24 protein-coding genes and 2 pseudogenes are annotated in these 22,909 nt (G+C 67.5%); 10 read left to right on the plus strand and 16 right to left on the minus strand.

Annotated elements, in window-relative coordinates:
* Positions 1-25: 25 nt before the first annotated feature.
* Together JNB_RS00990 and JNB_RS00995 are read left to right on the plus strand one after the other, a co-directional pair.
* The gene (locus JNB_RS00990; protein WP_009774514.1) at positions 26-370 is read left to right on the plus strand and encodes a hypothetical protein; all 345 of its coding nucleotides are present in this window, start codon (positions 26-28) and stop codon (positions 368-370) included.
* Positions 367-1,800, plus strand: a complete 1,434-nt coding sequence (locus JNB_RS00995) for a hypothetical protein (RefSeq protein WP_009774515.1) — start codon at positions 367-369, stop codon at positions 1,798-1,800. The genes JNB_RS00990 and JNB_RS00995 overlap by 4 nt, the downstream gene beginning before the upstream one ends.
* A gap of 138 nt (positions 1,801-1,938) precedes the next feature.
* Here the strand turns inward: JNB_RS00995 and JNB_RS01000 are convergent, their stop codons facing one another.
* The 6 genes from JNB_RS01000 to JNB_RS01025 form a co-directional block, all read right to left on the minus strand.
* Entirely contained in the window at positions 1,939-2,565 is a 627-nt protein-coding gene (locus JNB_RS01000) for a vitamin K epoxide reductase family protein (RefSeq protein WP_009774516.1), read from the minus strand.
* Positions 2,558-3,244 (minus strand): thioredoxin domain-containing protein, encoded by a 687-nt coding sequence (locus JNB_RS01005; protein ID WP_009774517.1) that lies wholly within the window; start codon positions 3,242-3,244, stop codon positions 2,558-2,560. Before JNB_RS01005 ends, JNB_RS01000 begins: the two co-directional genes overlap by 8 nt.
* 88 nt (positions 3,245-3,332) lie before the next feature.
* Positions 3,333-3,680: a DUF3703 domain-containing protein gene (locus JNB_RS01010; RefSeq protein WP_202795210.1), complete on the minus strand. Its 348-nt coding sequence runs from the start codon at positions 3,678-3,680 to the stop codon at positions 3,333-3,335.
* Positions 3,677-4,456, minus strand: coding sequence for a cation diffusion facilitator family transporter (locus JNB_RS01015; RefSeq protein ID WP_237700575.1), 780 nt, complete (start codon positions 4,454-4,456; stop codon positions 3,677-3,679). The genes JNB_RS01010 and JNB_RS01015 overlap by 4 nt, the downstream gene beginning before the upstream one ends.
* Positions 4,453-5,346 carry a cation diffusion facilitator family transporter gene (locus JNB_RS01020; protein ID WP_040883437.1) on the minus strand — a complete coding sequence of 298 codons (894 nt, stop codon included), beginning with the start codon at positions 5,344-5,346 and terminating at the stop codon, positions 4,453-4,455. Before JNB_RS01020 ends, JNB_RS01015 begins: the two co-directional genes overlap by 4 nt.
* Complete coding sequence (locus JNB_RS01025) at positions 5,343-5,768, minus strand: metalloregulator ArsR/SmtB family transcription factor (RefSeq protein WP_050766557.1); 426 nt, start codon at positions 5,766-5,768, stop codon at positions 5,343-5,345. Before JNB_RS01025 ends, JNB_RS01020 begins: the two co-directional genes overlap by 4 nt.
* 430 nt (positions 5,769-6,198) lie before the next feature.
* Between JNB_RS01025 and JNB_RS20820 the strand changes: the two genes are divergently transcribed.
* On the plus strand, positions 6,199-6,411 hold the full coding sequence (locus tag JNB_RS20820; protein ID WP_083784332.1) for a hypothetical protein: 213 nt from the start codon (positions 6,199-6,201) through the stop codon (positions 6,409-6,411).
* Positions 6,412-6,615: 204 nt separating this feature from the next.
* Here the strand turns inward: JNB_RS20820 and JNB_RS01030 are convergent, their stop codons facing one another.
* The 5 genes from JNB_RS01030 to JNB_RS01050 all read right to left on the minus strand — a co-directional run bounded on the left by JNB_RS01030 (position 6,616) and on the right by JNB_RS01050 (position 11,835).
* On the minus strand, positions 6,616-8,904 hold the full coding sequence (locus tag JNB_RS01030) for a cation-translocating P-type ATPase (RefSeq protein WP_009774524.1): 2,289 nt from the start codon (positions 8,902-8,904) through the stop codon (positions 6,616-6,618).
* 42 nt (positions 8,905-8,946) lie between these two features.
* Positions 8,947-9,168, minus strand: a complete 222-nt coding sequence (locus JNB_RS01035; RefSeq protein WP_009774525.1) for a heavy-metal-associated domain-containing protein — start codon at positions 9,166-9,168, stop codon at positions 8,947-8,949.
* Between the two features lie 143 nt (positions 9,169-9,311).
* Positions 9,312-9,620, minus strand: coding sequence for a metal-sensitive transcriptional regulator (locus JNB_RS01040; protein ID WP_192807982.1), 309 nt, complete (start codon positions 9,618-9,620; stop codon positions 9,312-9,314).
* A 344-nt stretch (positions 9,621-9,964) separates the two neighbouring features.
* Positions 9,965-11,038 carry a HAMP domain-containing sensor histidine kinase gene (locus JNB_RS01045; RefSeq protein WP_009774527.1) on the minus strand — a complete coding sequence of 358 codons (1,074 nt, stop codon included), beginning with the start codon at positions 11,036-11,038 and terminating at the stop codon, positions 9,965-9,967.
* A 53-nt stretch (positions 11,039-11,091) separates the two neighbouring features.
* A complete protein-coding gene (locus JNB_RS01050; protein ID WP_009774528.1) occupies positions 11,092-11,835 on the minus strand; it encodes a response regulator transcription factor in 744 nt (247 codons plus the stop codon).
* Positions 11,836-11,981: 146 nt separating this feature from the next.
* On the opposite strand from JNB_RS01050, the gene JNB_RS01055 reads away from it, so the two are divergent.
* The 7 genes from JNB_RS01055 (at position 11,982) to JNB_RS01085 (ending at position 16,561) form a co-directional block, all read left to right on the plus strand.
* Complete coding sequence (locus JNB_RS01055; protein WP_009774529.1) at positions 11,982-12,224, plus strand: SHOCT domain-containing protein; 243 nt, start codon at positions 11,982-11,984, stop codon at positions 12,222-12,224.
* 41 nt (positions 12,225-12,265) lie between these two features.
* Positions 12,266-13,762, plus strand: coding sequence for a multicopper oxidase family protein (locus JNB_RS01060; protein ID WP_009774530.1), 1,497 nt, complete (start codon positions 12,266-12,268; stop codon positions 13,760-13,762).
* On the plus strand, positions 13,755-14,129 hold the full coding sequence (locus JNB_RS01065; RefSeq protein WP_009774531.1) for a hypothetical protein: 375 nt from the start codon (positions 13,755-13,757) through the stop codon (positions 14,127-14,129). Before JNB_RS01060 ends, JNB_RS01065 begins: the two co-directional genes overlap by 8 nt.
* A 63-nt stretch (positions 14,130-14,192) precedes the next feature.
* Positions 14,193-14,462 (plus strand): YgaP-like transmembrane domain, encoded by a 270-nt coding sequence (locus JNB_RS01070; RefSeq protein WP_009774532.1) that lies wholly within the window; start codon positions 14,193-14,195, stop codon positions 14,460-14,462.
* Positions 14,459-14,755, plus strand: a complete 297-nt coding sequence (locus JNB_RS21220) for a hypothetical protein (protein WP_148232267.1) — start codon at positions 14,459-14,461, stop codon at positions 14,753-14,755. The genes JNB_RS01070 and JNB_RS21220 overlap by 4 nt, the downstream gene beginning before the upstream one ends.
* A 424-nt stretch (positions 14,756-15,179) precedes the next feature.
* Positions 15,180-15,551: a metalloregulator ArsR/SmtB family transcription factor gene (locus JNB_RS01080; RefSeq protein ID WP_040883441.1), complete on the plus strand. Its 372-nt coding sequence runs from the start codon at positions 15,180-15,182 to the stop codon at positions 15,549-15,551.
* Positions 15,548-16,561 carry a cation diffusion facilitator family transporter gene (locus tag JNB_RS01085; RefSeq protein ID WP_009774535.1) on the plus strand — a complete coding sequence of 338 codons (1,014 nt, stop codon included), beginning with the start codon at positions 15,548-15,550 and terminating at the stop codon, positions 16,559-16,561. The genes JNB_RS01080 and JNB_RS01085 overlap by 4 nt, the downstream gene beginning before the upstream one ends.
* A gap of 55 nt (positions 16,562-16,616) precedes the next feature.
* Here JNB_RS01085 and JNB_RS01090 read toward each other — a convergent pair whose 3' ends face one another.
* The 5 genes and pseudogenes from JNB_RS01090 to istA all read right to left on the minus strand — a co-directional run bounded on the left by JNB_RS01090 (position 16,617) and on the right by istA (position 22,861).
* Complete coding sequence (locus tag JNB_RS01090) at positions 16,617-18,266, minus strand: gamma-glutamyltransferase (protein WP_148232268.1); 1,650 nt, start codon at positions 18,264-18,266, stop codon at positions 16,617-16,619.
* A complete protein-coding gene (locus tag JNB_RS01095; protein ID WP_009774537.1) occupies positions 18,263-19,348 on the minus strand; it encodes a DUF418 domain-containing protein in 1,086 nt (361 codons plus the stop codon). Before JNB_RS01095 ends, JNB_RS01090 begins: the two co-directional genes overlap by 4 nt.
* Positions 19,349-19,384: 36 nt before the next feature.
* The gene (locus JNB_RS22135) at positions 19,385-19,642 is read right to left on the minus strand and encodes a DUF3105 domain-containing protein (protein WP_371176610.1); all 258 of its coding nucleotides are present in this window, start codon (positions 19,640-19,642) and stop codon (positions 19,385-19,387) included.
* Positions 19,643-20,359: 717 nt separating this feature from the next.
* Positions 20,360-21,177 (minus strand): annotated as a pseudogene (gene istB / locus JNB_RS01110) (IS21-like element helper ATPase IstB).
* Positions 21,177-22,861: pseudogene (gene istA / locus JNB_RS01115) on the minus strand (IS21 family transposase). The pseudogenes istB and istA overlap by 1 nt, the downstream one beginning before the upstream one ends.
* Positions 22,862-22,909: the final 48 nt, after the last annotated feature.

Consider the following 22,909-nt stretch of genomic DNA (forward strand, 5'->3'; position numbering starts at 1 on the left):
GAAACGAACCCGTGAAGGAGAGGCCATGAACCCCACACGCCCCACCGCAGGCCCCGACGGCGTGGAGACGCTTCAGCGCGTCGCCCGGTCCCTGATCACCGCAGAGGTCCGCGCCGTCGACCTGCCCGGGACCGACGCTGACCAGTGCGACTTCGCGGTGTGTGCGGCGTTGCTGACCTCGCAGGCGCTGCGGCTGCTGCCAGCGGGGGTCAGCGTCGACGACGTCCCCGCGCCGGCCGAGCGCGACCCGCTGGCACTGCTGCGCAGCGCGGAGCAGCTGATCCGCGCGCACCCGATCGAGGACCTGCCGCCCGGAACCACGGCCCTGGTGACCGACCTACGTGACCTGATCGTCCGGTCCACGCCATGACCGGCCGCGACCACCGCAGCGTCGGAGAGCTCCTCCTGGACGCCGAGCACACCGCCCGCGACGTCCTCATCGACCTCAGCGACCTGAACGCCGCCGCGATGCTGCGCACCTGGCCCGAGGTCGTGCAAACGGCGGCGTCCCTGTGGTCAGTCCTACCCACACCGTCAGTGACCCTGACCGCGAGCTCCTCAGCCACCGACCCGATGGCGCGGGTGGCGGCAATGACCGCGGTCCTGCACCGCGGCAGTCGCAGCGGCCGGTGGCCCGGCCCCGGACCCACTGAGCCCCGGCTGCAAAGCATCGCGGACAGCTTCGCCCGGGCAGCTGAGCTCGTCGACCGACACGGTGCACCCCACTCGGGCAACCCCGCCGTGCGCGCCGACGCCGATGCCGCCCGCACCCGAATCATCCACACCCTGTACCTCACCGCACACGGTGTGCGGCTCGCAGTCCTCGAGTACGTGCGCTCAATTGAGGCCACCCTGAGCCCCCGAAGCAGGATCACCGCGCCAGGCGGCCTCAGCGTCCCCCGATCCTTCCTGAATCGCCTGGACGCGGTGGAGCAGGTCGCAGGCGCCTACGTCACCCGCACGTACCCCGTCGCCCTGGCCGGTGAACACCGCCAGGCCCCGCTCGGCTCACGGGTCGCGACCGCCCTGGCCGCGTGGGACGTGCACGCCCACCGTGCCATCGCCGCGCACCCCACCGCAGGCCACCTGCGCCTGGTCGCCCGAACCCAGGAGCTGGTCCTAGGGCACGCCGCGGTGCTCCTGTCCGCCGCCGCGCACACCGGTGCCATCGACAAGTTCCAGTACGCCACCCGGCTCGAGCAGCCCCTGGATTCGGCTCGGGCCGCATGGGCGGCCAGCGGCCGATCCTGGGCCCAGCTCGCCGCCCACGGCGCCCGCCCTGACCTGCCCGCCCTGACCGGGGCGGCCGCCGAGGCCCGGGCCGCCCTGCGTGAGATCACCGTTGACGGCTCAAGCACGGCCGCCCGTGACGTGATCGTCGCCCGCATCGACCTGACCGCCGCAGCGCGAACCTTGGCGACGGTGCTGTCCTCGTCCACCGACTTGGCCCACCTGATCCACGATGTCGCCACCGACCCGGCCGTGACCTTCCCTGCCCGGGCCGTCAACGCCGCCGCGATCGCTGCGAGCACCACCCCCAGAGGTGGCGTTGTTCCAGGCAGCGGCGACGCCGCCCATGTCGGGATCAAGGACCTGACCTCGAACCGGGAGATCCCTCTCACCCCGGTGGTTCGCGACCGAGAGGCCCACCGCGCCGAACAGTTGATCACCGCCAACCAGGCCGCCGCGCACGCCGGGGTATGGCTGCCGAGGCCGACCATGTCCACGTCATCGCCCAAGGTCAGGATCCCTGCGTCTGGATTGAGGCTCCCGCAGCCGGTGCGTGCACGGTCACGATGAGACGGACCGGCATGGCCTCCGGTCATCCCGGCCGCGGCCTGAACGCGGTGGGAATCCCCGATCGCGGGACGGGGCATTCGGGCCGGCACGACCATGCGGCCGAGCCACCGGTAGACGGTCCACGGAGCGCCCGTCCGATCACCTGCGCAGCGTGACCCAATAGTCCCAGAACTGGACCAGGATGAGTCCGGCGATGAGCACGAGCCATACGGTGACCACGCTGGGGGCATAGGACCCGATGTCTTTGGTTGGCGGTGGAAGTGGGAGCCGGCCGCTCGTGGCGTTCTGGGCGGTTGCCGCGACGAACGCGGCGATGACTGCGATCCACACGACCATGCAGTAGGGGCACAGCGCCTCGATGCGGTAGAGGCTTTGGAAGATGAGCCAATGCACGAACACGACCCCGAAGGTCGTCCCGGCTTGAATGCCCCACCAGAACCACCCTGGCAACGTCGCCCGGGTTAGTAGGACCACGCCGATGGTCAGGAGGGCGGTGAACCCTGCGACGCCGAGGATGGGGTTGGGGAAGCCGAAGGCTGCGGCTTGTTCGGTGTTCATGACCGAGCCGCAGGACAGTACCGGGTTGATGCTGCACGAGGGCACGTAGGCCGGGTCCTTGAGCAGAGCGATCTTCTCCACCAGCAGGGTGAACGCTGCGGCCAGTCCGACGAGCCCGGTGATCGTGAACGCCCATGCTGTGCCCCGTCCCGCTTGGCTTACTGCCTCTGCCCGAACGGGCGGTGGGGCCTGCATGGTCTCAGCCATTAAGGGCGGCTTCGATCTTGTCGCGGAAGTCCTGCGTCGACGTCGGTTCGAGTTTCTTGCCGTTCAGGAAGAAGGTGGGTGTTCCCTGCACGCCGAGGTCGAGACCGTCCTGCCGGTCCCGCTCCACCCTCTCCAGAGTCGCCTTGTCGGCAACGGCCTTGTCGTAGGCAGCCATGTCGAGACCCAGTTCCTGCGCGAAGCCGCGGAACACCGAGGCCTTGGACTCCCGCTGCTCACCCCAGGCGGCCTGAGTTTCGTACATGCGCTTGTACATCTCCTCGAACTTGTCTTGCTGGGCTGCGGCTTCGACGGCGACAGCGGAGTTGACCGCGTTGGCGTGGCTGTCAATGGGGAAGTAGCGCACGACGAAGTCGACCTTGCCTGCGTACGTGGCCCGCAGCTCCTCCACGACGGGGAACGCGGCACGGCACGACTCGCACTCGAAGTCCAGGAACTCGACGAGGACGACTTCGCCTGTTCCTGCAGCTCCGAGACGGTGGCTGTCGTCGCGGACGAGTTTCCCGGTCGCCGTCCCGGTCGCGGCATCGGCAGGGTCGGCGGGGTCGGCGGTTTTGGCGCCCAGAGTCAGCGCAGCAGTGACGAGCGCGACGAAGGTCGCGACGACGAGTGACGAGACGATGACATTGCGTTTCACGGCGTTGGTCTTCGGGGCTTGCATGGGTCACATCTCCAAGGCAGGGGAAGGGCTCGCTCGGCGAACGGGTGAGGGCTAGGTCAGGTTCCGGTTGAAGTCACGGCGGCTTGGTTCAGCGGTCAGCGAGGATCTCAGCGAGGTCCGTGGGGAGGGGCATCGGCGCCATCAGTGGAACGGTCGCACGGCCGGTGTTGCCCTCGGGGTAGCGCCCGAGGGCCGATCCAGGAGCGGCGACCAGGAGCCGGACGAACTGACCGATCGTTTCTCGCCGGTCACGGTCCCTCCACGCCGCGCGAAGCATGACGCCGTGCGCCTGCGTGTGCGGCCAGGGCCATGGCTGGGAGAGGATGTGGGCCCGCTCCAGCGCCGCCCAACGCTGCTCGCTCGTCGCCGACCTCCGCGCCTTGCGTAGTTCCGCCTCGAACGCCGTCCGCACGGCGGCGGGCATCCGGCGGCTCATTGCCGATCCTCGCCCCGGGAGAGCGTCACCGGCGCAGGTTCGCGCTCCGCTTTGGTCCGTTCGCCGCCTTCAGACGGTGCCGAGGCGCAACACGCGTCGTCGGCGCAACCGGTGGCACCGGCGGAGCCCTCCCTCACGGCGGAGAGGGCCGCGGGGGTGCAGCAGTCGTCCCCCTGCCAGTTCTCCCAACCCTCGCGGGCGGCGACTGCGGCGATGATCAAGGCTGCTACCGGGTCGGCCCAGGTCCAGCCGAGGGACGCGTTGAGCACCAGACCGATCAGGAGCACTGCGGACAGGTAGGTGCACAGCAGGGTCTGGGTGCCGTCACCTTCGACGGCTCCGGAGCCGAGCTCGCGACCGGTCCGTCGCTGCCACACGCTCAGAAACGGCATGACGGCGAGAGAGGCGATCGCCAAGCCGATGCCGATGGGGCTGCTGTCCGGCTGGGCTCCGGTGAGCAAGGCGTGCCCGGCCTCGACGGTGAGGTAGGCGGCCAGGGCGAAGAACGAGATCGCGATGAGGCGTTGAGAGGTGCGTTCTCTGCTTTCGGGCATGGGGTGCCGGAACTGCCACAGGATCACCAGCCCGGAGGACACCTCGACGAGGGAGTCCAGGCCGAACCCGACGAGTGCGGAGGATCCGGCAATGTTCCCGGCCGTGATCGCGATGACGGCCTCGACCGTGTTGTAGGCGACGGATGCGCCAGCGAGTAGTTGCGCGCGGCGCATCAGAGTCGTCCGGCGGGCGGGCGTTGCCAGGGTGGTCCATGTGGTCACCAGGTGACCTCCTTGCATCCGGTGTGAGTGTCGGGTTCAACCTGGAGGGTGGCGTGCTCGACGGCGAACCTGGTCCGCATGACCGTCCGGGCGCTGTCCAGGACGGCGTGTGCGTCGGCGTTGGTGTCGGTCATGAGGTGTGCTGTGGCGACGTTCATTCCGGATGTGAGGGTCCACACGTGGAGGTCGTGGACGTTGGTGACCCCAGGAACGGCCGCAAGCGCGTGCTCGACATCATCCGGGGCCATGTCTGCTGGGGCGTGTTGGCCGAGCACATTCAGGACTTCGCGGCCCAACATGACGGCACGCACAGCGACGAAGACCGCGATGGCCAGGGCGATGCCGGTGTCCCACCACGCGTTACCGGTGGCAGCCACCATGACCCCGGCGACAATGACGCCGATCGAGCCGACGGTGTCAGCGACCACCTCCAGGTAGGCGCCCTTGACGTTGAGGCTCTCGCTGGCTCCTCCGCGAAGCAAGAAGAGCGCGATGAGGTTGACCACCAGTCCGATGGCGCCCACGATCAGCATTGGTCCGGAGGCGATCTCGGCGTCGTCGCCGATGCGTCCGATGGCCTCGACGGTGATGTAGACCCAAACGCCGAGCATCAGCAGGACGGCCAGCCCGGACGCGAAAACTTCGGCGCGGTACGAGCCAAACGTTCTCCGGCCGGTGCTGTCCGGGCGCGTCGCGATGCGAGTCGCCACCAAGGCTGCACCCAAGGCTACGACATCAGCGGCCATGTGCCCGGCGTCGGACAGCAACGCCAAGGAGCCCGAGATCAACCCTGCAGCGAGCTCGACGACGAAGTAGCCCGCGACGAGGACGAACGCCAGGCGCAACCGCCACCTGTGCGCTCCAGCTGCGTGCCCGTGACCGCCACTCATGTGCGCACGTCGGCCGGGACGGCGGCAAGGCCGCGGGCGCCGTCGACGTCATGGGCGATGTGCTCACGGGTCAGGTCGAGCAACATCCGCACATGGGCGTCCGCGAGCCGGTAGAAGACGAGGCGTCCCTGCCTGCGGCCTGTGACGACACCGGACGCGCGCAGCATCCGAAGGGACTGGGACACCGTTGCCTCTTGGGTGCCTGTCGCGGCGGCCAGATCGCACACGCACAGTTCGCCCGCCTCCAGAAGGGCGAACAACAGTCGCGCGCGAGTCGGGTCACCGAGCAGCTTGAACATGGCAGCCGCGCGGTTCAAGTCGTCCATCAGCAGCGTGGCGTCCAGCACGAGTTGCACCTTCTCCGGGTGGACGCACTGCACCGAACAGCCATCCAGTCCAATTATGGGGTCATCTGAGCGCATGATCAGATGTTAGACCCGATCTCCCCCCGCGCCAAAATGGCGTCAGATCGGCATCTGGAACCCCGACACGAGCTCTGCTTGGAGCCATCGTGTGAGCGCCTCCCACAGTCCCGTGAGCAAGAGAAGGCCAACGAGAATGAGCTGGGGTTCATGGTCGAGGCCGAGAGGGTCATGACCGCAGCAAGCGTCGGGCCGGTGCACGGCGCCCAGTCGAGCCCGAAAACAGAGACGCGCATCTTCAGCGAACCTTCACGGGAAATGCGACTGTGCAACGCGGGTCCGGCGAGGAGGGTTGTGTCATCGAACCCGACACCAAGCGTCACCCATTGTGGGTACGACGAACCTTGTATCAAGGGTCAGCGCTTCCGGACCTCTCCGGAAACGCGGTGGCAACCAGCCACGAAACATCCACGACAAGAAGGAACGTCACATGACGCGCTTCGCACTGAGACTTGCTTCCGCAACAGCATCCGTTGCCCTCGGGGTGGTTCTGGCATCCACCTCGGCATCGGCCGCACCTTCTGACGCCGCCACGTACGGCCAGCATGTTCGAGAATGCGCCCAGTCCATGGGCTTCGACCAGACCCACAACCCCGGCATGCACCGTGGCAGCTCGATGTGGGACCCCTCCCACACCTGCTGACGCCCAGACACCACGAGCCGACGGTGCCGTCGCACCGTCGGCTCATGGTCGGCGCCCGCTCCCCGAAGGCGGCGGGCGATGAACGCGGTCGGGTCGCCCGAAGATCCAGGCCGCGACGACCTGATCGTGCTCCGTCGGCCAGCACGCGTAGGAACGGCCAGACCAGGTAGCCAAGCAGGAGGTGCTGGAGCTGTTCGTCCAGTCCTAGCGTGTGGGACTGAAGCGGCGCAGTCGCAGGCTGTTGCTGACCACGAACACGGAGCTGAACGCCATGGCAGCGCCGGCGATCAGCGGGTTGAGCAGGCCCAACGCCGCGAGAGGCAAGGCGGCCACGTTGTAGGCGAAGGCCCAGAACAGGTTGCCCTTGATCGTGCGCAGGGTGGCGCGTGCGAGCCTGATGGCGTCAGGCGCGGCCCGTAGGTCACCGCTGACCAAGGTGAGGTCCGAGGCCTCGATGGCGACGTCAGTGCCGGTCCCCATCGCGAGTCCGAGGTCGGCTTGGGCGAGCGCGGCGGCGTCGTTCACCCCGTCGCCGACCATGGCGACCACGGCGCCTGCGTCCTGTAGGCGCTTGACGACGTCGACCTTGTCGGCAGGGAGAACTTCGGCGATCACGTCGTCGTGATCGATGCCGACCTGCGTCGCAACTGCTCGCGCCGCCTTGGCGTTGTCACCGGTCACGAGGATGGGGCGCAGTCCGAGGTGGCGGAGCTCGGCGATCGCCTGGGCGGAGGTGTCCTTGATGGTGTCGGAGACGACGATGACGGCGCGTACGCGGCCGTCCCAGGCGACCCACACCGGGGTGCGACCTTCATTCTCCGCTGTCTCAGCGAACGCCTCCAGCTCGCCCGGAACGTGCAGCGACCACTCGTCAGCCAGCCATGACCGTCGGCCCACCATGGCCGCGTGAGCACTGACGGTGCCGGAGACTCCGTTGCCCCCATGGTTGGTGAAGTCCTCCACCGGAGCGAAGTCGATCCCGGCGTCACTGGCGTGCCTGGCGATGGCGCGAGCGATGGGGTGCTCGGAAGCGTCCTCCAACGGACCGGCGATCGACAGGACCGTCGCGAGGTCCTCGTCGGCGGCTGGGTGAACTGCGGCGACGCCCATGTGCCCGGTGGTGACCGTGCCCGTCTTGTCGAGGACGATCGTGTCGACACGACGGGTCGACTCGAGGATCTGGGGCCCCTTGATGAGGATGCCGAGCTGGGCGCCGCGACCGGTTCCGACGAGGAGTGCCGTAGGGGTTGCGAGGCCGAGGGCGCATGGGCAAGCAATGATGAGCACCGCTACTGCCGCGGTGAAGGCTGCCGTGGCTGAGCTGCCCGTGATGAGCCACGCCGCGAGGGTGAGCAGCGACAGCCCGATGACGATCGGCACGAACACGGCAGACACGCGGTCAGCGAGGCGTTGGACCTCGGCCTTGCCGTTCTGGGCGTCCTCCACGAGCCGTGCCATCTGGGCCAGCTGGGTGTCCGAGCCGACGCGTGTGGCGCGTACGACGAGTCGGCCGCCGGCGTTCACGGTGGCGCCGACCACGGGATCTCCCGGGCCTGCCTCGACGGGAACGGACTCACCGGTCAGCATGGAGGCGTCGACGGCGGACCTGCCGGACTCGACCTTGCCGTCGGTGGCGATCTTCTCGCCCGGGCGGACGACGAAACGGTCGCCAACGCTCAGCTGCGCGACCGGCATACGGACTTCGGTGGGTCCGGAGGGACCGTCGCGCAATACGGCGACGTCCTTGGCGCCCATGTCGAGCAGTGCGCGAAGTGCGGCGCCGGAGGTGCGCTTCGCACGGGCCTCGAAGTAGCGGCCGGCCACGATGAAGGTGGTGACCGCCGCCGCGACCTCGAGGTAGATGTGCGGCTCGGTTGCACCGTCGGACCGGCTGGGCAGTAGGTCGAAGGGCATTCGCATGCCGGTCATCCCTGCGTGGGTGAAGAACAGTGCCCACAGGGACCACAGCCATGCGGCGCCGACGCCGACGGAAATCAGCGTGTCCATGGTCGCGGCGCGGTGGCGGAGGTTCGTCCAGGCTGCCCGGTGGAACGGCAGCGCGCCCCAGACGACGACGGGGGATGCGAGTGTCAGGGAGAGCCACTGCCAGTTGTCGAACTGCAGGGCCGGGATCATCGACATCAGTAGCACGGGGATAGTCAGGACCGCCGAGACGGTGAGGCGCTGTCGCCACGCGGCGGCCTCCTCGTCCTTGGTGCGCTGTGCGGCGTCCTCGACGGGTTGGCCCTGAACCGGCGGGGTGGGGAGGGCAGCGGTGTATCCGGTGGCCTGGACGGTCGCGACCAGATCGTCAGGCTCCACGTCGGTCGTGAAGTGGACCTTCGCCTTCTCTGTCGCATAGTTCACGCTGGCGTTGACGCCCGGCATCTTGTTGAGCTTCTTCTCGATGCGGGCCGCGCACGAGGCACAGGTCATGCCGCCGATCACGAGCTCGACCTGCCGGTCGTGCTGCTGAACGTCGTGCGTGCTCATGGTGCTGTCCTTCCCCGGGCCCGGCTGGGCCACACTGTGTCGTTACTCGCGGGCGAGGTGGTAGTCGCCGGCCTCGTCGAGGGCCGCAGCGACCTGCTCGTCCGTGAGAGGGGTCGTGGCGTCCACCGTCACGGTGGAGGAGCCACCGGCGACGAGGTCGACATCGACGTCGGTGACGCCGGGGAGGTCCTTCAGCTCGCTGGTGACCGCGGACACGCAGTGGCCGCAGGTCATGCCGGTGACGGCAAAGGTCTGGGTGTTCATGGTGGTCTCCCTGCTTGAAGGGGCGTTGTCGGGTGCGGACGACGTCCCGCCGCAGCACGCGCAGCCGTTCGACTGCGCCAGCGGCAGGGACATGTCAGGAGTGTTTTGCGACATCGGGTTTCGCTTTCTGTATGGGCGTTGGGCTACGAGCGGACGAGTCGCGCTATCGCGGCAGAGGCCTCGTCGATCTGGCGGTCGAGGTCTGACGTGGTCCCTGCCGCTGCATGGGATATGCAGTGGCGAAGGTGGTCGTCCAGAAGGCCGAGGGCTACTGCTTTAAGCGCTTTGGTGGCCGCGGAGACCTGGGTGAGGATGTCGATACAGTAGGTATCGGACTCCACCATCTTCTGCAGGCCGCGGACCTGACCCTCGATCCGCCGCAGCCGCCGCAACTGGTCGTCCTTGCTGTCGATGTAGCCCGGCACGACCCGGGCTGGACTCTTCTCGCTCATACGCTCCTCCACCATGTCGACAGGTCCAACATACCCTCCAGGGGTAATATTCCGAGAGGTGCTGTGGGTGGGATTTCGCTCTTGCGTCGCGGTCGCGGGATAGCGGCCCGCATCACCGTCGTTGCTTCAAGGTCGGCGGAGCAGGGCGTGCATGTGCGGATCTTGCCCCAGTGGTGCGCCGAGCTGCTGAGACAGCTGCGGTCGGCGATCGGCGTGCTTTGGTCACGTGGCTCCTCGCCGTGTCGTGTAGCGCTCAGTCTGGTGAGGGCAACCGAGGAGTTCGTCGGAGGTCCTATGAAGTTTCAGTGAAGCCCACACAGGTGTGCCGCGGCCGGCCCACCTGGCTACGCCCGGTCGAGGGGAAGTCGGAGTGTGAACTCGGCTCCGCCGCCGGGGCCAGGGCTGGAGGCGGACAGGCCTCCACCATGGGCTTCGACGAGCGCCTTGCTGATGGTCAGGCCGATACCGCTACCACCGCGCACGCGGCTGCGGGCCGGGTCGGCGCGGTAGAACCGTTCGAAGACGTGGACCAGATGGTGGGCGTCGATGCCTTCGCCGTTGTCGGTCACGGTGATCTCGACCCAGTCGGGGTCGGGCTTGCGTACCGCGACTCGAACCCGTCCGCCGGGAGGCGTGTGCTGGAGCGCGTTATCGAGCAAGTTGGCGAGCACCTGGGCCATACGGTCCGGGTCGACCAGGACGGTGCCCGTAGGCCGGGTGTCCACGTCGAGGGCGATCTGTTTTACGTCGTACGCGTTGTGTGCAGCCGCTGTTGCCGACTCGACCAGGGTGGTCGTGTCCGTGGGCACCGGTCGGAGGTCGAGCCCGCCTTCCTCCGCACGGGCGACGGCCGTGATGTCCTCGGCCAGTCGCTGGAGGCGTGTCGTGTTGCCGTGCAACACCTCAAGAGTGGCGTGGTCGAGACTGCGTATGCCGTCCTCGATCGCCTCCAAGTGGGCCTCGATGCTCCCCAGCGGGGTGCGCATCTCGTGCGCGAGGTCGGCCAGCAGGCGACGACGGGTGGTTTCTACGTCTCCGAGGCGCTGTGCGAGGTCGTTGATGGTGGTGGCGAGCTGGTCGAACTCAGCGCCTAGACCGGGGCTCGGGACCTGTGACTGGTAGTTCCCGCCAGCGATCCTGGAGGCGGAGTGGGCGACGGCGGCCGTGGAGCGCTGCACGCGCCGGGTGAAGAATGCCGTCACCCCGAGGGCGAGGAGAACGGAGGCGGTCAGTGCGACGCCCAGCGAGATGAGCAGGGCAGACCCGAACGCCTCCTCAACGTGGGCGGCCTCGCTGGGGGAGTGACCGACTCCGGCCTGTTGCAGGTGGTCATGGAAGATGCTTGGCCCGACGACGGATGCGACAAGCCACGAGGTCACGGCGCAGGCGACCAGCACGAGGGTCTGCGCGATGAGCAAGCGCGGCGCCAAGCCGGCCCGGCCGAACCCCCGTGCCTCCCTCCGAGTTCGTGTCATTCTCCCGTCCCCATTCGGTACCCAATGCCACGCACCGTCCGGATGAAGCGGGCGGCTCCAGCGTCGTCGCCGAGCTTGCGCCGCAGATGGCCGATGTGAACGTCAACCAAATGGTCGTCGCCCACCCACGTCCCGCCCCACACCTGGTCGATGAGCTGTCGTCGGCTGAAGGCCATCCCAGGTCGCTCTGACAGGACGGCGAGCACGTCGAACTCGGTCCGGGTCAACGACACCGGCTGATCGTCGAGCCAGACGTCGCGTCCGATGGGATCGATGGCCAGTGTCCCGAACCTGCGCAAGGTAGGGCCGTGATTCGCGCCGTCGATGGGGCGAGGACGGCGCTGCATCGCTCGAAGTCGTGCCACGAGCTCGCGCGGGCTGAACGGCTTGGTCATGTAGTCGTCTGCGCCGACTGACAGCCCGATCAGGGTGTCGAGCTCGTCCGCCCGTGCGGTCAGCATGACCACGTAGGCGTCGGAGAAGGTGCGCAGCTGACGGCACACCTCGATCCCGTCCTGACCCGGCAGTCCGAGGTCGAGCACCACCACGTCGGGGTCGAACCCGCGAGCCGCCTGCACGGCTGCCACGCCGTCATGGCTCAGGCGGACCTCGTAACCCTCGTGTTCCAGGTAGTTGCCGATGAGGGTCGCCATGGGCAGGTCATCCTCGACGACCAGCGCCCGGACGCCGCGCGACGGTGTTCGGGGGCCAAGTTTCCCGCTTGCCGTGTCGTGGACCATCAGCCCATCGTGCAGGACGCGATCGCCCGGACCCGACCGGACTCCTCAGCCTGAGCGCTTCTTCAGCGAACCTTCACAGAACCGCAGCCGCGTGAACCGGGTCGCTGTTCGACAGTGGGGCATCGAGAACGAAGGAGCTGAGGACAATGATGTGGAACGACGGCATGGGTTGGACGGGATGGCTGTTGATGAGCCTGACGGCCATCGCCTTCTGGGCACTGGTGGTTGTTGCTGTCGTGGCCCTTTTCAGGGGTACCCGCAGTGATCCCCAACAGGTCCGGGACGGGAGCGACGAAGCCCGTCGCATCCTCGACCAGCGCTTCGCGCGCGGTGAGATCGACACCGACGAGTACCGCGCCCGCCAGGTCGTGCTGCGCTCGACGCACTGAGACCACCGTCCGACGAAGCCACCCCTGAGGAGGCGCGGAGCATGCCCGCCATCAGCAGACGTACCGTCCTGCTCGGCTCCGCTGGCGGACTGCTGACTGTCGGTGGCCTGGCAGCGTGCAGCACGTCCTCCGGGACAGCGGTCACCTCCTCGTCCAGGGCCGTCGAGACAGCCGAGCGGGGGCGGCGGGCGGCGGGCCAGCGCACCGTCACTGCGCGTCTGGCCCCGCGCCAGGCAACGTTGGACCTGGGCGGTCCCGTGGTGCGCAGCTGGGCCTATGGGGACGGTGTGCCCGGTCCGCTGCTGCGGGCCACGGCGGGGGACAGGGTGGTGGTCACGGTCGACAACGCCCTTCCCGAATCGACCAGCGTGCACTGGCATGGCGTGGCGCTGCGTAACGACATGGATGGTGTACCCGGGATGACCCAGAACCCCATAGGGGCCAACAAGCAGTTCACCTATGACTTCACCGTTCCTGACCCGGGCACGTACTTCTACCACCCGCACTCGGGAGTGCAGCTCGACCGAGGGTTGTACGGCGTACTGGTGGTGGATGACCCGGCCGAGCCCGGCGCCTATGACGCGGAATGGATCGTCGTCCTCGACGACTGGGTGGACGGCACCGGACAGACACCCGACGACGTGCTCGCCGCACTGCGGAAGGGCGGCGCGGGCGCGGGCGGTATGGACCACGGCTCCATGGGCGGGATGCCGATGGGAGGCCTGGGCGGGGACATGCAGTCACCGCTTATCGGTGGCGCCGGTGATGTCGCCTACCCCCACTACCTCATCAACGGACGGGTACCTGCCTCTCCCGTCACCTTGAGTGCGAAGCCCGGCCAGCGCGTGCGGATCCGCATGATCAACGCGGCGTCGGACACTGCCTTCCGGGTCGCGGTCGGTGGACATCGCCTGACAGTGACGCACAGCGACGGCTTCCCTGTGGCCACGACCGAGACGGACGCGTTGCTGGTCGGGATGGGCGAGCGCTTCGACGTCCTCGTGACTCTGGGCGATGGGACCTTTCCGCTGGTCGCATCCGCCGAGGGAAAATCCGGCCAAGGGATGGCCCTGGTTCGCACAGCGGGCGGTGAAGCCCCCTCTCCCAACGTGAAGCCCACCGAGCTGCGCAAGCACGTCGTTCTCGGCACTCAACTGCGCGCCGCACCCCAGGTCGCCCTGCGCTCCCGACAGGTCGATCGCAAGCACGACCTGGTCCTGGGCGGGTCAATGAGGAACTACCGGTGGACCATCAACGGAAAGACCTTCGACGACGCAGACCCGCTCGGGGTCCGGCAAGGCGAGCGGGTCAGGCTGCGGTTGCGAAACATGTCGATGATGTTTCACCCCATGCATGTCCACGGCCACACCTTCGGACTCCGCGAGACAGGGGCACGCAAGGACACCGTGATCGTCCGGCCCATGGCGGCCGTCGAGGTCGACCTCGACGCTGACAACCCCGGGCAGTGGGCGACCCACTGCCACAACATCTACCACGCCGAGGCCGGCATGATGACGACCCTGTCCTACCGTGGCTGACCGGAAGCCCAGCCGCCTGGCAGCCGTCCGGGATGCCACCGGCACCGTCATCGGTTCCGTTCTCGGGCTCATCCCTCACGTCCTGCACCACGTCGGTCTGATCGCGGGTACCGCGTTCCTGACCGGAGCGGGCGGTAACGCGGCGCTCTACCTCGTAGGCCTGCTCCTGTCGATCCCGATGCTCAGGCGCATCCACCGCAGGTTCGGGTCGTGGCGTGCACCGGCGATCGCGATCGCCGTCTTCACAGCCATGTTCCTCGTCTCGGCTCTTGTTGTAGGGCCCGCCATCAGCGCCGACAGCGCCCCGACCGATGCGCCGAGCCCTGGCCCAACGCCAACGGTGCAGCACACCGAGCACCACACGTAAAGCCTTCAGCAAACCTTCACCAAGGGCCCGCGGCTACCTCTACTTCGGTGGACCACGGTGGAGATGGAAGAAGGGAAGGACAACATGGGCATCGAAAGACCCTCCGTGAACATCACCCCCGCTGAACGCATCGCCAGAATCGTCGTTGGCGCAGCAGCCGTACTTGCGGCTGTCTTGCTCCTCCAGGACGCCGGCTCCGGCCTCGCGGTGATCCTTAAGGCCCTGCTGGGCCTCGCCGGGCTCGACCTCGTGGTTACCGGCGCGACTGGCCACTGCCCGCTGTACAAGAAGCTGGGGCACGTCCCAGCATCACTGAAAGGACGACCGTCATGAGCACCACACCGAACGGCGACCGCCCGCTGGTTCACTGGCATGACGAGACGTCCACGGCGGCAAGGACAACTGAGCAGATGCCTGACCATCCCGAGGACCGACGCTCGGAAGAACCTCACGGTCATGGTCGCGGTCACGGTCTCATGATGCTGCTGTGCTGCGTTCCCATGCTGCTGATCGTCTTTGCGCTCGTGGCTACCGGCGCTGCGGGCACGGGCGCCATCGCCTACGCACTCCTGTGCACGGCCATGATGGCCGCGATGATGTTCTTGATGCCAGGCCATCGGCACTGATCGGAACAGATACCCCCAGGGGGCAGGCTGCCTCCCTGCCGACAACGCGCATCTGAACACCCCTAAGCGCCTGCAGCCCCTACCTGGAGGTTTCAGCGCGGCTGGACAGTCGGGTAGTAAGTGACCCAGTTCCGTGGGGTAGTGGTTTTCGTCCGAACCCTGATCCAACGTTGAGGAAATCGACGTCGTTCATCTGAGGCTCGTGGCGCAGGGTGCGGAGATAGCGGATCACGGTGCGCCCGCGAGCCGCCGCCCAGACTATGTCAACCTCAGTTGGCCCCGCTGTGACGTCCCCATTTGGCCCCACTGATGGCCGGGCTCGTCGCCCGCTCACGGGGAGCCGTGGGGTTGTGAGGTCACGCAGAAAGTGCGTAGCTGCTCAGACGTGAAGAAAACTCTCTCCTCCTTGCTTTAGAATCTGCGTATGAGTGCAGATGCGCGAGTGGCTTCCCTGCCGAGCGAGCAGGTGGAGTTGGCCGTCGAGGTCTTCCGAATGCTCTCCGACGGCACGCGGATCAGGGTGCTATGGGCTCTGCTTGAGGCTGAGTTGTCGGTCAACGAGCTCGCTGAGGCTGCGGGCAAGCCTGCACCGGCGGTCTCCCAGCATCTGGCGAAGCTGCGCATGGCACGGCTGGTGAGGACGCGACGCGACGGCAACCAGGTCTTCTACCGTTTGGAGAACGACCACGTGGCCAACCTCGTGCGGGACGCGGTCCACAACGCCGAACACGCGAGCGACGGTGTGCCCAGCCACCATCGGGGAGCGGCAACCGAGATGCGCGAGGCCGCCCGATGACTGCCTCGCACGACCACGACCACGACCACAACCACGACCACGATGCCGGGTGGTGGGGTCGGATCCGGCATGCTGCGGCCCCGCACTCACACGATGCCGCGGACTCCATCGATTCCGCGCTGGCTTCGAGTGAGCGTGGGATCCGGGCCGTGAAGATCAGCCTCGTCGGGCTGATGGTGACGGCTGTCCTCCAGGTGGTTGTGGTGACCTTCACCGGTTCGGTTGCGCTGCTTGCCGACACGATCCACAACTTCTCGGATGCACTGACCGCGCTCCCGCTCTGGTTCGCGTTCGTCCTTGGTCGTCGCGCCGCCACAAAGCGGTACACCTACGGGTACGGACGAGCCGAGGACTTGGCCGGTCTGTTCGTCGTCGCGATGATCGCCCTGTCGGCGGTCCTCGCTGGTTGGCAGGCGATCAGCAGGCTCGCGGACCCGTCACCGATCAGCCATCTCGGTTGGGTCGCGGTCGCGGGCTTCATCGGCTTCTTGGGGAACGAAGCAGTCGCCCTATACCGCATTCGCGAAGGCAAGGCCATCGGCTCGGCCGCCCTCGTGGCCGACGGACATCACGCCCGCACCGACGGCCTCACCTCACTCGCGGTACTCGTGGGTGCAGGTGGTGTCGCGATCGGCTGGGACTGGGCGGATCCCGTCATCGGCTTGGTCATCACGGCGGCGATCTTGCTGGTCCTGCGCACCGCCGCCCGGGACGTGTTCCGCCGACTCATGGACGGTGTCGAACCCGAACTCGTCGACGCCGCCGAGCAGGCGTTGTCCCAAGTCGAGGGCGTGCGAGGGGTTCGTCGTGTCCGGATGCGGTGGATCGGTCACGAGATCCACGCCGACGCCGACCTCGCGGTGGACCCGCACGCCAGCCTCGGGCAGGCCCACGACATCGCCCACCGCGCCGAAGACGATCTCGTGCGCGCCGTTCCCAAGCTCGCCGCTGCGGTCGTCCATGCCTATCCCGAACACGCGAAGGCGACCCACGTGGAGGCCGCTGACTGAGGTCGGGCCAAGGAGTGTGTTAGCGACCTCTTGAGCACCTCCTCGATCAAGGAACTCAGTTGGAGACGGCCACCCCTGCGGAGCGTCGGGTGTCGGCGACTCCGGTAACCGCTCGCGCTTCCCAGTCGATGGCCAGGGCCTGCACCGATCCCCAGGAGGCCCGGTAGGACTTCGGCATGACCTTGGTGCGGTAGCCCAGTTTCTGCAAGGCGGCGACATGCCGGTTGGACTCGAGCCGCATGAGCCCGTTGTCGAGTTTGAACCTGGGTGCCGGGACAGCCTGGTCGAGGTTTTGGCCCAGCAGCACCCACTGCAGGACCACGGACGCGGTGGTGTTGGGGATCTGGCTGCCTCCGGGTGCCCCGATGACCAGGGCCGGCCGGCCGGTGCTGTCCAGGACCATGGAGGGGGAGCTCCAAGTGACGGACCGTCGACCGGGCTGCGGACGGTTGGCTGTCGTGTTGCCGATGAGGTCGAAGCGGCCCAGCTGGTCGTTGAGGAAGAAGCCGCCTGTGTAGGTCTGCGATCCCCAGTAACTGGTGATGGTGTTGGTCATCGAGACGGCCATGCCTTCGGCGTCGATGACCGAGATGTGTGTGGTGTTGGGGTCACCGGTGTTGTCGGGCCCGGTCCGGGCGCGCGGTTCACGTTTCAGGCTCGCCGCCAGGGCTGCGTTGCGGGCGCGGTCCGTGATGTCCTCGAGGGGGACGTCGACGAAGTCGGGATCCCCGAACCAGCGGTGGACCGAGCGCTCCGCCACCTGCCAGCCGCGCGACTGCATATCGATGAACTCGGCAGAGTCCGGGGCCACCTTCCCGACTCCGAGGGCTTCGGCAATCTGTGCCATCTGGATGATCGCCCCACCCGGTAGCGCCGGCGCACCGGAGAGGAACGTGTAGTCGCCCAAGGCGCCGCTGGCGGGCGTGGAGTGCTGGATCTCGTAGGCCTTGAGCGACGCGGCATCAAGGCCCGGCACCTTGGCGAGCTGGGCAGTGAGCGGCCCGCTGTAGAACGCTTGTGCGCCCTCGGCGGCCAGGAGGCGCATCGTCTTTGCCAGCTCTTTCTGGATGAGGATGTCGCCACGGCGCAGGACGGTGCCGTCCTTGCGGTGGAAGTGCTCCAGATCGCGAACGACCCGTCGCCCGAGCGCCGTGGCCAAGGTGTCGGCGAAGTACCCCGAGACCGGTCCACCCTCCTCAGCGATGGCGATCGCCGGTTCCAGTAGGTCGGCCCATTTCTGAGTGCCGTAGCGGGAGTGCAGGTCGGCCATGCCTGCCACGAATCCCGGTGTCCCGACGCCACTTGCCGGCACCTTCCCGGAGCGTGCCACGACCTCGCGGTAGTCGTGGTTGGCGCGCTGGTCACCACGCACGACGATGCTGACCCCTCCGCCGCCTATTCCTGAGGAGGCGGGTTGCATGACGGCGTCGGCGAACGCGGCGGCGATCGCGGCATCGACGGCGTTCCCACCGTTTGTGAGGACGGCCATGGCCGCGTCGGTGGCCAACGGGTGACCGGTGTTTGCCCCGAAGGCCCCAAGGGCTGGAGGGCGCGGTGAGGGCGGCGCAGATGTAGTCGTTGTTGAGGCGGTGGGTGTCGCGTTGGGTTCGCCGCCGGAGCATCCCGCGGCGAGCAGGGTCGTTCCGAGCAGGCCGCTGAGGGCTTGGCGGCGGGTCGGTGGGCGGGTGTTGCTGTTCTTGTTCACGATGTTCCTCGAGAGATCTTGGTGAGCCACGAGGCGCGCAGCACTCGTTCCAGCGGGCCCACACCCCAGCGGCGCACCCAAAGGGTCGCTGCCGCAGTGAACGCCAGGACCAGCGCAACGGTGACGGGCACTCCTACGACGCGGGATTCGATGCGGCCGCCCATGGCGGCGATGACGAAGAAGTGGGTGACGTACAGGGTGAAGGCGAGCTGGCCGGCATATGCCAAAGGAAGAACCCACCGGCGGATCGTGGGCCAGAACCACAAGGTGGCGCCGATGACGAAGGCGGCGCTGCCGATGCTGCTCACCAACCAGAGCGGCATCTGGCCGTGAGCGGCGCCAGTCAAGAGGCGATGCCAGCCGTAGTCCGCCTCCGACCCCAGGAGGAGGGTTGAGACTTGGCTGGCCACGAAGCCCAGGGCTGCAGCGGTCGCCCCGGTCAGCATGAGCCGCTTCTGGACGTGCCGGTCCCGCAGGTCGTGGCGGCCCAACCACATGCCGGCCAGGAAGGGAACGACCCAGACGAGGAGGGGGTAGGCGCCGGAGAGGAACAGTGAATGGATCACGGTGCTCGGGGATTCCCCTAGCGTGGGCATCCGCGTCTTGTGCTCGCCCGGGATCTGGTGGCCCTGCACCACCACCGGACCCACGATCAGCATCAGCACTGTCACCGCAGCCAGCGCGCGGTCGGAGAACCGGCGCCACCACAGCGCCCCGAGGAACAGCAGCCCGTACGTGGGCAGGATGACGCTGACCGCTGGAGTCAGGATCTGTAGGGCGAGACCGCCGACCAAGAAGATCAGCGCACGCCAGATCAGCACGGGCCAGCGGCGGGTGTGCTCGCGTCGGGAACCGAAGAACAAGGTCATGCCAAGGCCGGCAAGAAGGACGAACAAGATGGAGGCGCGCCCGAAGGGCAACGTCCACAGCTTGTTGAACCAGCCGTCGGAGCGGACCGTCCCGAGGTTGATCATCATCATGCCGATGAGCGCCACGCCTCGAGCAGCGTCGATGGCTTCCAGACGCCCGGCACGCGGGGGGCGGGTGACCGGAGGGTGGGGCGAGGGGTGCGTGTCAGTCATGAGGGTGCTCCGATGACGTGGTGTGTTCGTTGGGCGTTAGCCGCGAACGCTGTCGAGCCAGGTGGTTGTGAAGGAGGTGAGCGCCTTGGTGTCGACGGCGCCGCAGGTGAGGGTCTTCTCTTCGGTCACGGCCATCACGGCGCTCTTCTGGTTCGACACCGGGCCTGCGACGGTGACGCCGCCGGGAACCTCGGTGATCACCGCGCGCAGTGCGTCCAGGTCGGCGGCAGAGATGTCCGGGCGGTAGAGAAACGCGACGTGACCATCGGCCAGACCGTGCCCCATGTCCGCCAAGGGCGCCTTCTCTCCGGGCTCGAAGAACTGCTTCTGGGCGTGGTCAAGCCATCGAGACGCGCAGGTCCGCGCAGAAATGGCAGGCCGGCGCAGGTAGCGACGAGATCCGCGGGGCAGCGGACTCAGGTGCAAGGGAGGTGTCTACGTCCTATGGACGGATAATTGCTCCGGTGAACCGGCAAGCCGAAGGCGACCCAGCCACAGATATGGAGTCAGGACGGGCGGGGCAAGGCGACGCACCAGCGACCGCAGACCCGCCCACGCCGCGAGGACGGGTTCCAACATCTTGCGAACAGCGCCGACCGCGACACGGCGCGTGGTGCGGACCTGCGTGCTCTCGTCCATCGCCTGAGGCGTGGGCGCGCTCGGCGAGTGATGGTGACCCGGGGTGGCTGCCCCCGCCACCGAGTGAGTCGTGGCGTGTGCACCGGCGGCGAACCCCAATGTCGCGCCGGTGGCGCACACGAGGACGATGAGCAGGCGCACCACGCGCCTGTACAGATCCTCGGCTACAACCATGCAGCGAATCTTAGGCGAACCTGCGCGGAGCTCTGTGGGGGCTTGCCGCCGCCGGGCACCCCAAGGGGCGTCCGTTGACGAGCCAAGGTCACGTCAGCACGGGGTCCGCGTCGTCAAAAGGTCAAAGTCGTAGAGCTGCGCTGCCCAGGTGCCCAGAGTTTCCCCGTCCGGACAAGCCAGGCGCGAGGGCCGTAGCCTTCAGCTCCCGGCTTGGGCTCGGCTGTGGGCGAGGCGGTAGGAGTGGGTGCCGCTTTCGATGATGGTTCCGTTGTAGGTGAGCCGATCAACGATCGCGGCGCACAGGCGTGGGTCGGTGAAGGTGTCGGTCCACCCGGAGAACGACTGGTTGGAGGCGATCGCGATGGAGTTCTTTTCCTCGCGTTCGGTGAGGACCTGGAAGAGGAGCTCGGCGCCGCGGCGGTCGAGTTCCATGTAGCCGAGCTCGTCGATCATCAGAAGGTCGACGCGGCCGTAGCGGGCGATGGTCTTGGCGAGCTGTTTGTCGTCGGCGGCCTCGACGAGTTCGTTCACGAGCTTGGTGGCCAGGGGGTGTAGCGGACCCGGTACCCCTGTTCGGCTGCCGCCGTGCCGAGGGCGATGAGTAGGTGGGACTTGCCGGTGCCGGAGTCCCCGATCAGACACAACGGGTCGCCGCGCCGGATCCAGTCACCCTTGGCGAGGTCGTGCACAGTCGCGGGGTTGACGGCGGTGTTGGCGTCGAAGTCGAAGTCCCCGAGCCACTTGTCCCTGGGGAACCCGGCCGCCTTGACGCGGCGCACGGAGGAGCGGCGGTCGCGGTCATCGACCTCAGCCAGGAGCAGCTCGGCCAGGAACCCTTGGTAGGTCAACTGCTCCTTCTTCGCTACTGCCAAGGCCTCGTCGACCAGTGCCCGGATCGTGGGCAGGCGAAGCCGACGGCAGGCTTGATCGACCGCAGCGATCGCGGCTTCTTCGGTCATGCCGCGCCGACGACGCAACGTCGGACTGACCGGGGTGGCCACTGGTGTCGGGTTCATCAACTGGTACTCGCTTTCACATCATCGACTCGTGGGGTGGTGGCGCCTCGTCGTGGGAGCAGCTCGTCATAGGCCGCCACGGACGGGACCGGGCGAGTGTCGGTCGGCGGGCCGGCGATCACTGCGGCCGGGTCGGTCAGGCGGCGTTGAGTGAGACTTACAACGCGTTGCTCGCGCGCATCACCTCGAGCAACGTGATGACGGTCAGAAATGGCTCCACCCACGGATGTGGTGTCGTGGGTGTGACGGCGGGCTTCGACCGCGACGACGTCCGCTGACACCGCACCGACGGTCAAAGCAGCGGTGATCCCGGCGATGACTTGTTCGTGCGTGAGGGAGCGGTGGAGCAGTAGGACGTCGACGAGCTCGCGGGTGCCATCGACGTCGCCGTTGACCTTGCGCGAGGCCGCCCAGAACGCTTCATGTGCCGCGGTGAAGACACCGGCTGCACGGGCCTGCACCAAGGCGGTCGACCCGGGCAAGGCTCCGGGTTTGAACCGCAATACCTCTAGGTAGTGATCCAGGACGACCCGGCTCGTGCCCCGCGTCACGCAGCGTGAGTGCACCGCCACCACGGCCCGGCCTTCGAAGACGATCACCTCGGTCGCGCGGAGGGAGACGCGGACGCGGCGGCCGATCAGGTGCGCTGGGACGGAGTACTTCACCATCCGCACGCTGATCATCGAGGACCTGTCGACGCGCGGGTTGAGCACCAGTCCGGGTTCGAACACCTCGGTCGGCAGCAGTCGCAGGAGTGGTTGTTCGGCGGTGAAGTCGTGCCTGATCGTGTGGAGGTGTCCGCTGATGCGCCGGTCCTCGTCGTCGGCTTCCCACGTTTTGATCTGCTCGTTGAGCTGATCGAGGGAGTCGACCTCGGGCATGGGGACCAGGTGGTTGCGGCGGAACCAACCGACCGCACCTTCGACGCCACCCTTCTCGTGGGCGCCCCTCGATCCCGGACTGGCAGTAGAACGCGTCGAAGCCGTAATGCGACCGGAACAGCACCCACCGGTCGTTCTCGTCCCTGGCCCGGCCGGGGCCGTGGACGACGGCAGTAACCGCGGAGGTGAGGTTGTCGTACTTGATGTGCTTCGTGGGGATCCCACCGATCGCGTCGAACGCCTCGATGTGCCCCTGGAGGAACGCTTCCTGCGCCTGGGTCGGGTACACCCGGTGGATCGCCTTCCCCGAGTGAGAGAGCCACAGCACGAACATGTAGCACTTGGTCCTCACCCCGCCCAAGGACAACCCAAACCTCACCGAAGTCGACCTCGGCCTCCTCACCCGGGCCGTGCTGCTGGGCGATGAACGCCTCAACCCGACGGCCACCCTCAAGGTCAACCTGCGCCCGCCGCACCCGCACGTAGTCCCGCACCATCGAATACGACAGCCCGGTCGCGCCGTGTTCGTCGACCAGACGGGCCCGGATCCGGGTCGCGGTGTGTCGCTGCTTCCGCGGTGCGTCCAAGTCAGCGCGCAGCATCCCGTCGATGACGTCCTTGAACGGGTCCAACCGCGGCGACGACCTCGTGGGTGCTTTCCGAGGCGGTGGCTCAGCTACTGCCAGCGCTTGACGGACGGTGCGCCGGTGCACCCCATGACGGCGTGCCAACTCGCGGATCGAGACCTCCTCGACCCGCGCGTCCCGACGTATCGCAGCGAACAACTCCACACGTGATCCCATCCCAACCCCGATCCCTCGAGTGCTCTGATGAGAGCAAGGCTGAGGTGG

This window comes from Janibacter sp. HTCC2649 (genome assembly GCF_000152705.1).
Taxonomy (GTDB): Bacteria; Actinomycetota; Actinomycetes; order Actinomycetales; family Dermatophilaceae; genus Knoellia.

What these genes read in the sequence shown, in the direction of transcription:
- JNB_RS01060 (WP_009774530.1), top strand. Translation starts at nt 12,266, where the DNA reads ATGCCCGCCATCAGCAGACGTACCGTCCTGCTCGGCTCCGCTGGCGGA.
- JNB_RS01055 (WP_009774529.1), top strand. Translation starts at nt 11,982, where the DNA reads ATGATGTGGAACGACGGCATGGGTTGGACGGGATGGCTGTTGATGAGC.
- JNB_RS20820 (WP_083784332.1), top strand. Translation starts at nt 6,199, where the DNA reads ATGACGCGCTTCGCACTGAGACTTGCTTCCGCAACAGCATCCGTTGCC.
- JNB_RS01000 (WP_009774516.1), bottom strand. Translation starts at nt 2,565, where the DNA reads ATGGCTGAGACCATGCAGGCCCCACCGCCCGTTCGGGCAGAGGCAGTA.
- JNB_RS01020 (WP_040883437.1), bottom strand. Translation starts at nt 5,346, where the DNA reads ATGAGTGGCGGTCACGGGCACGCAGCTGGAGCGCACAGGTGGCGGTTG.
- JNB_RS00990 (WP_009774514.1), top strand. Translation starts at nt 26, where the DNA reads ATGAACCCCACACGCCCCACCGCAGGCCCCGACGGCGTGGAGACGCTT.
- JNB_RS01025 (WP_050766557.1), bottom strand. Translation starts at nt 5,768, where the DNA reads ATGCGCTCAGATGACCCCATAATTGGACTGGATGGCTGTTCGGTGCAG.
- JNB_RS01005 (WP_009774517.1), bottom strand. Translation starts at nt 3,244, where the DNA reads ATGCAAGCCCCGAAGACCAACGCCGTGAAACGCAATGTCATCGTCTCG.
- JNB_RS00995 (WP_009774515.1), top strand. Translation starts at nt 367, where the DNA reads ATGACCGGCCGCGACCACCGCAGCGTCGGAGAGCTCCTCCTGGACGCC.
- JNB_RS01010 (WP_202795210.1), bottom strand. Translation starts at nt 3,680, where the DNA reads ATGAGCCGCCGGATGCCCGCCGCCGTGCGGACGGCGTTCGAGGCGGAA.
- JNB_RS21220 (WP_148232267.1), top strand. Translation starts at nt 14,459, where the DNA reads ATGAGCACCACACCGAACGGCGACCGCCCGCTGGTTCACTGGCATGAC.
- JNB_RS01085 (WP_009774535.1), top strand. Translation starts at nt 15,548, where the DNA reads ATGACTGCCTCGCACGACCACGACCACGACCACAACCACGACCACGAT.
- JNB_RS01070 (WP_009774532.1), top strand. Translation starts at nt 14,193, where the DNA reads ATGGAAGAAGGGAAGGACAACATGGGCATCGAAAGACCCTCCGTGAAC.
- JNB_RS01030 (WP_009774524.1), bottom strand. Translation starts at nt 8,904, where the DNA reads ATGAGCACGCACGACGTTCAGCAGCACGACCGGCAGGTCGAGCTCGTG.
- JNB_RS01095 (WP_009774537.1), bottom strand. Translation starts at nt 19,348, where the DNA reads ATGACTGACACGCACCCCTCGCCCCACCCTCCGGTCACCCGCCCCCCG.
- JNB_RS01040 (WP_192807982.1), bottom strand. Translation starts at nt 9,620, where the DNA reads ATGAGCGAGAAGAGTCCAGCCCGGGTCGTGCCGGGCTACATCGACAGC.
- JNB_RS01035 (WP_009774525.1), bottom strand. Translation starts at nt 9,168, where the DNA reads ATGAACACCCAGACCTTTGCCGTCACCGGCATGACCTGCGGCCACTGC.
- JNB_RS01080 (WP_040883441.1), top strand. Translation starts at nt 15,180, where the DNA reads ATGAGTGCAGATGCGCGAGTGGCTTCCCTGCCGAGCGAGCAGGTGGAG.
- JNB_RS01050 (WP_009774528.1), bottom strand. Translation starts at nt 11,835, where the DNA reads ATGGTCCACGACACGGCAAGCGGGAAACTTGGCCCCCGAACACCGTCG.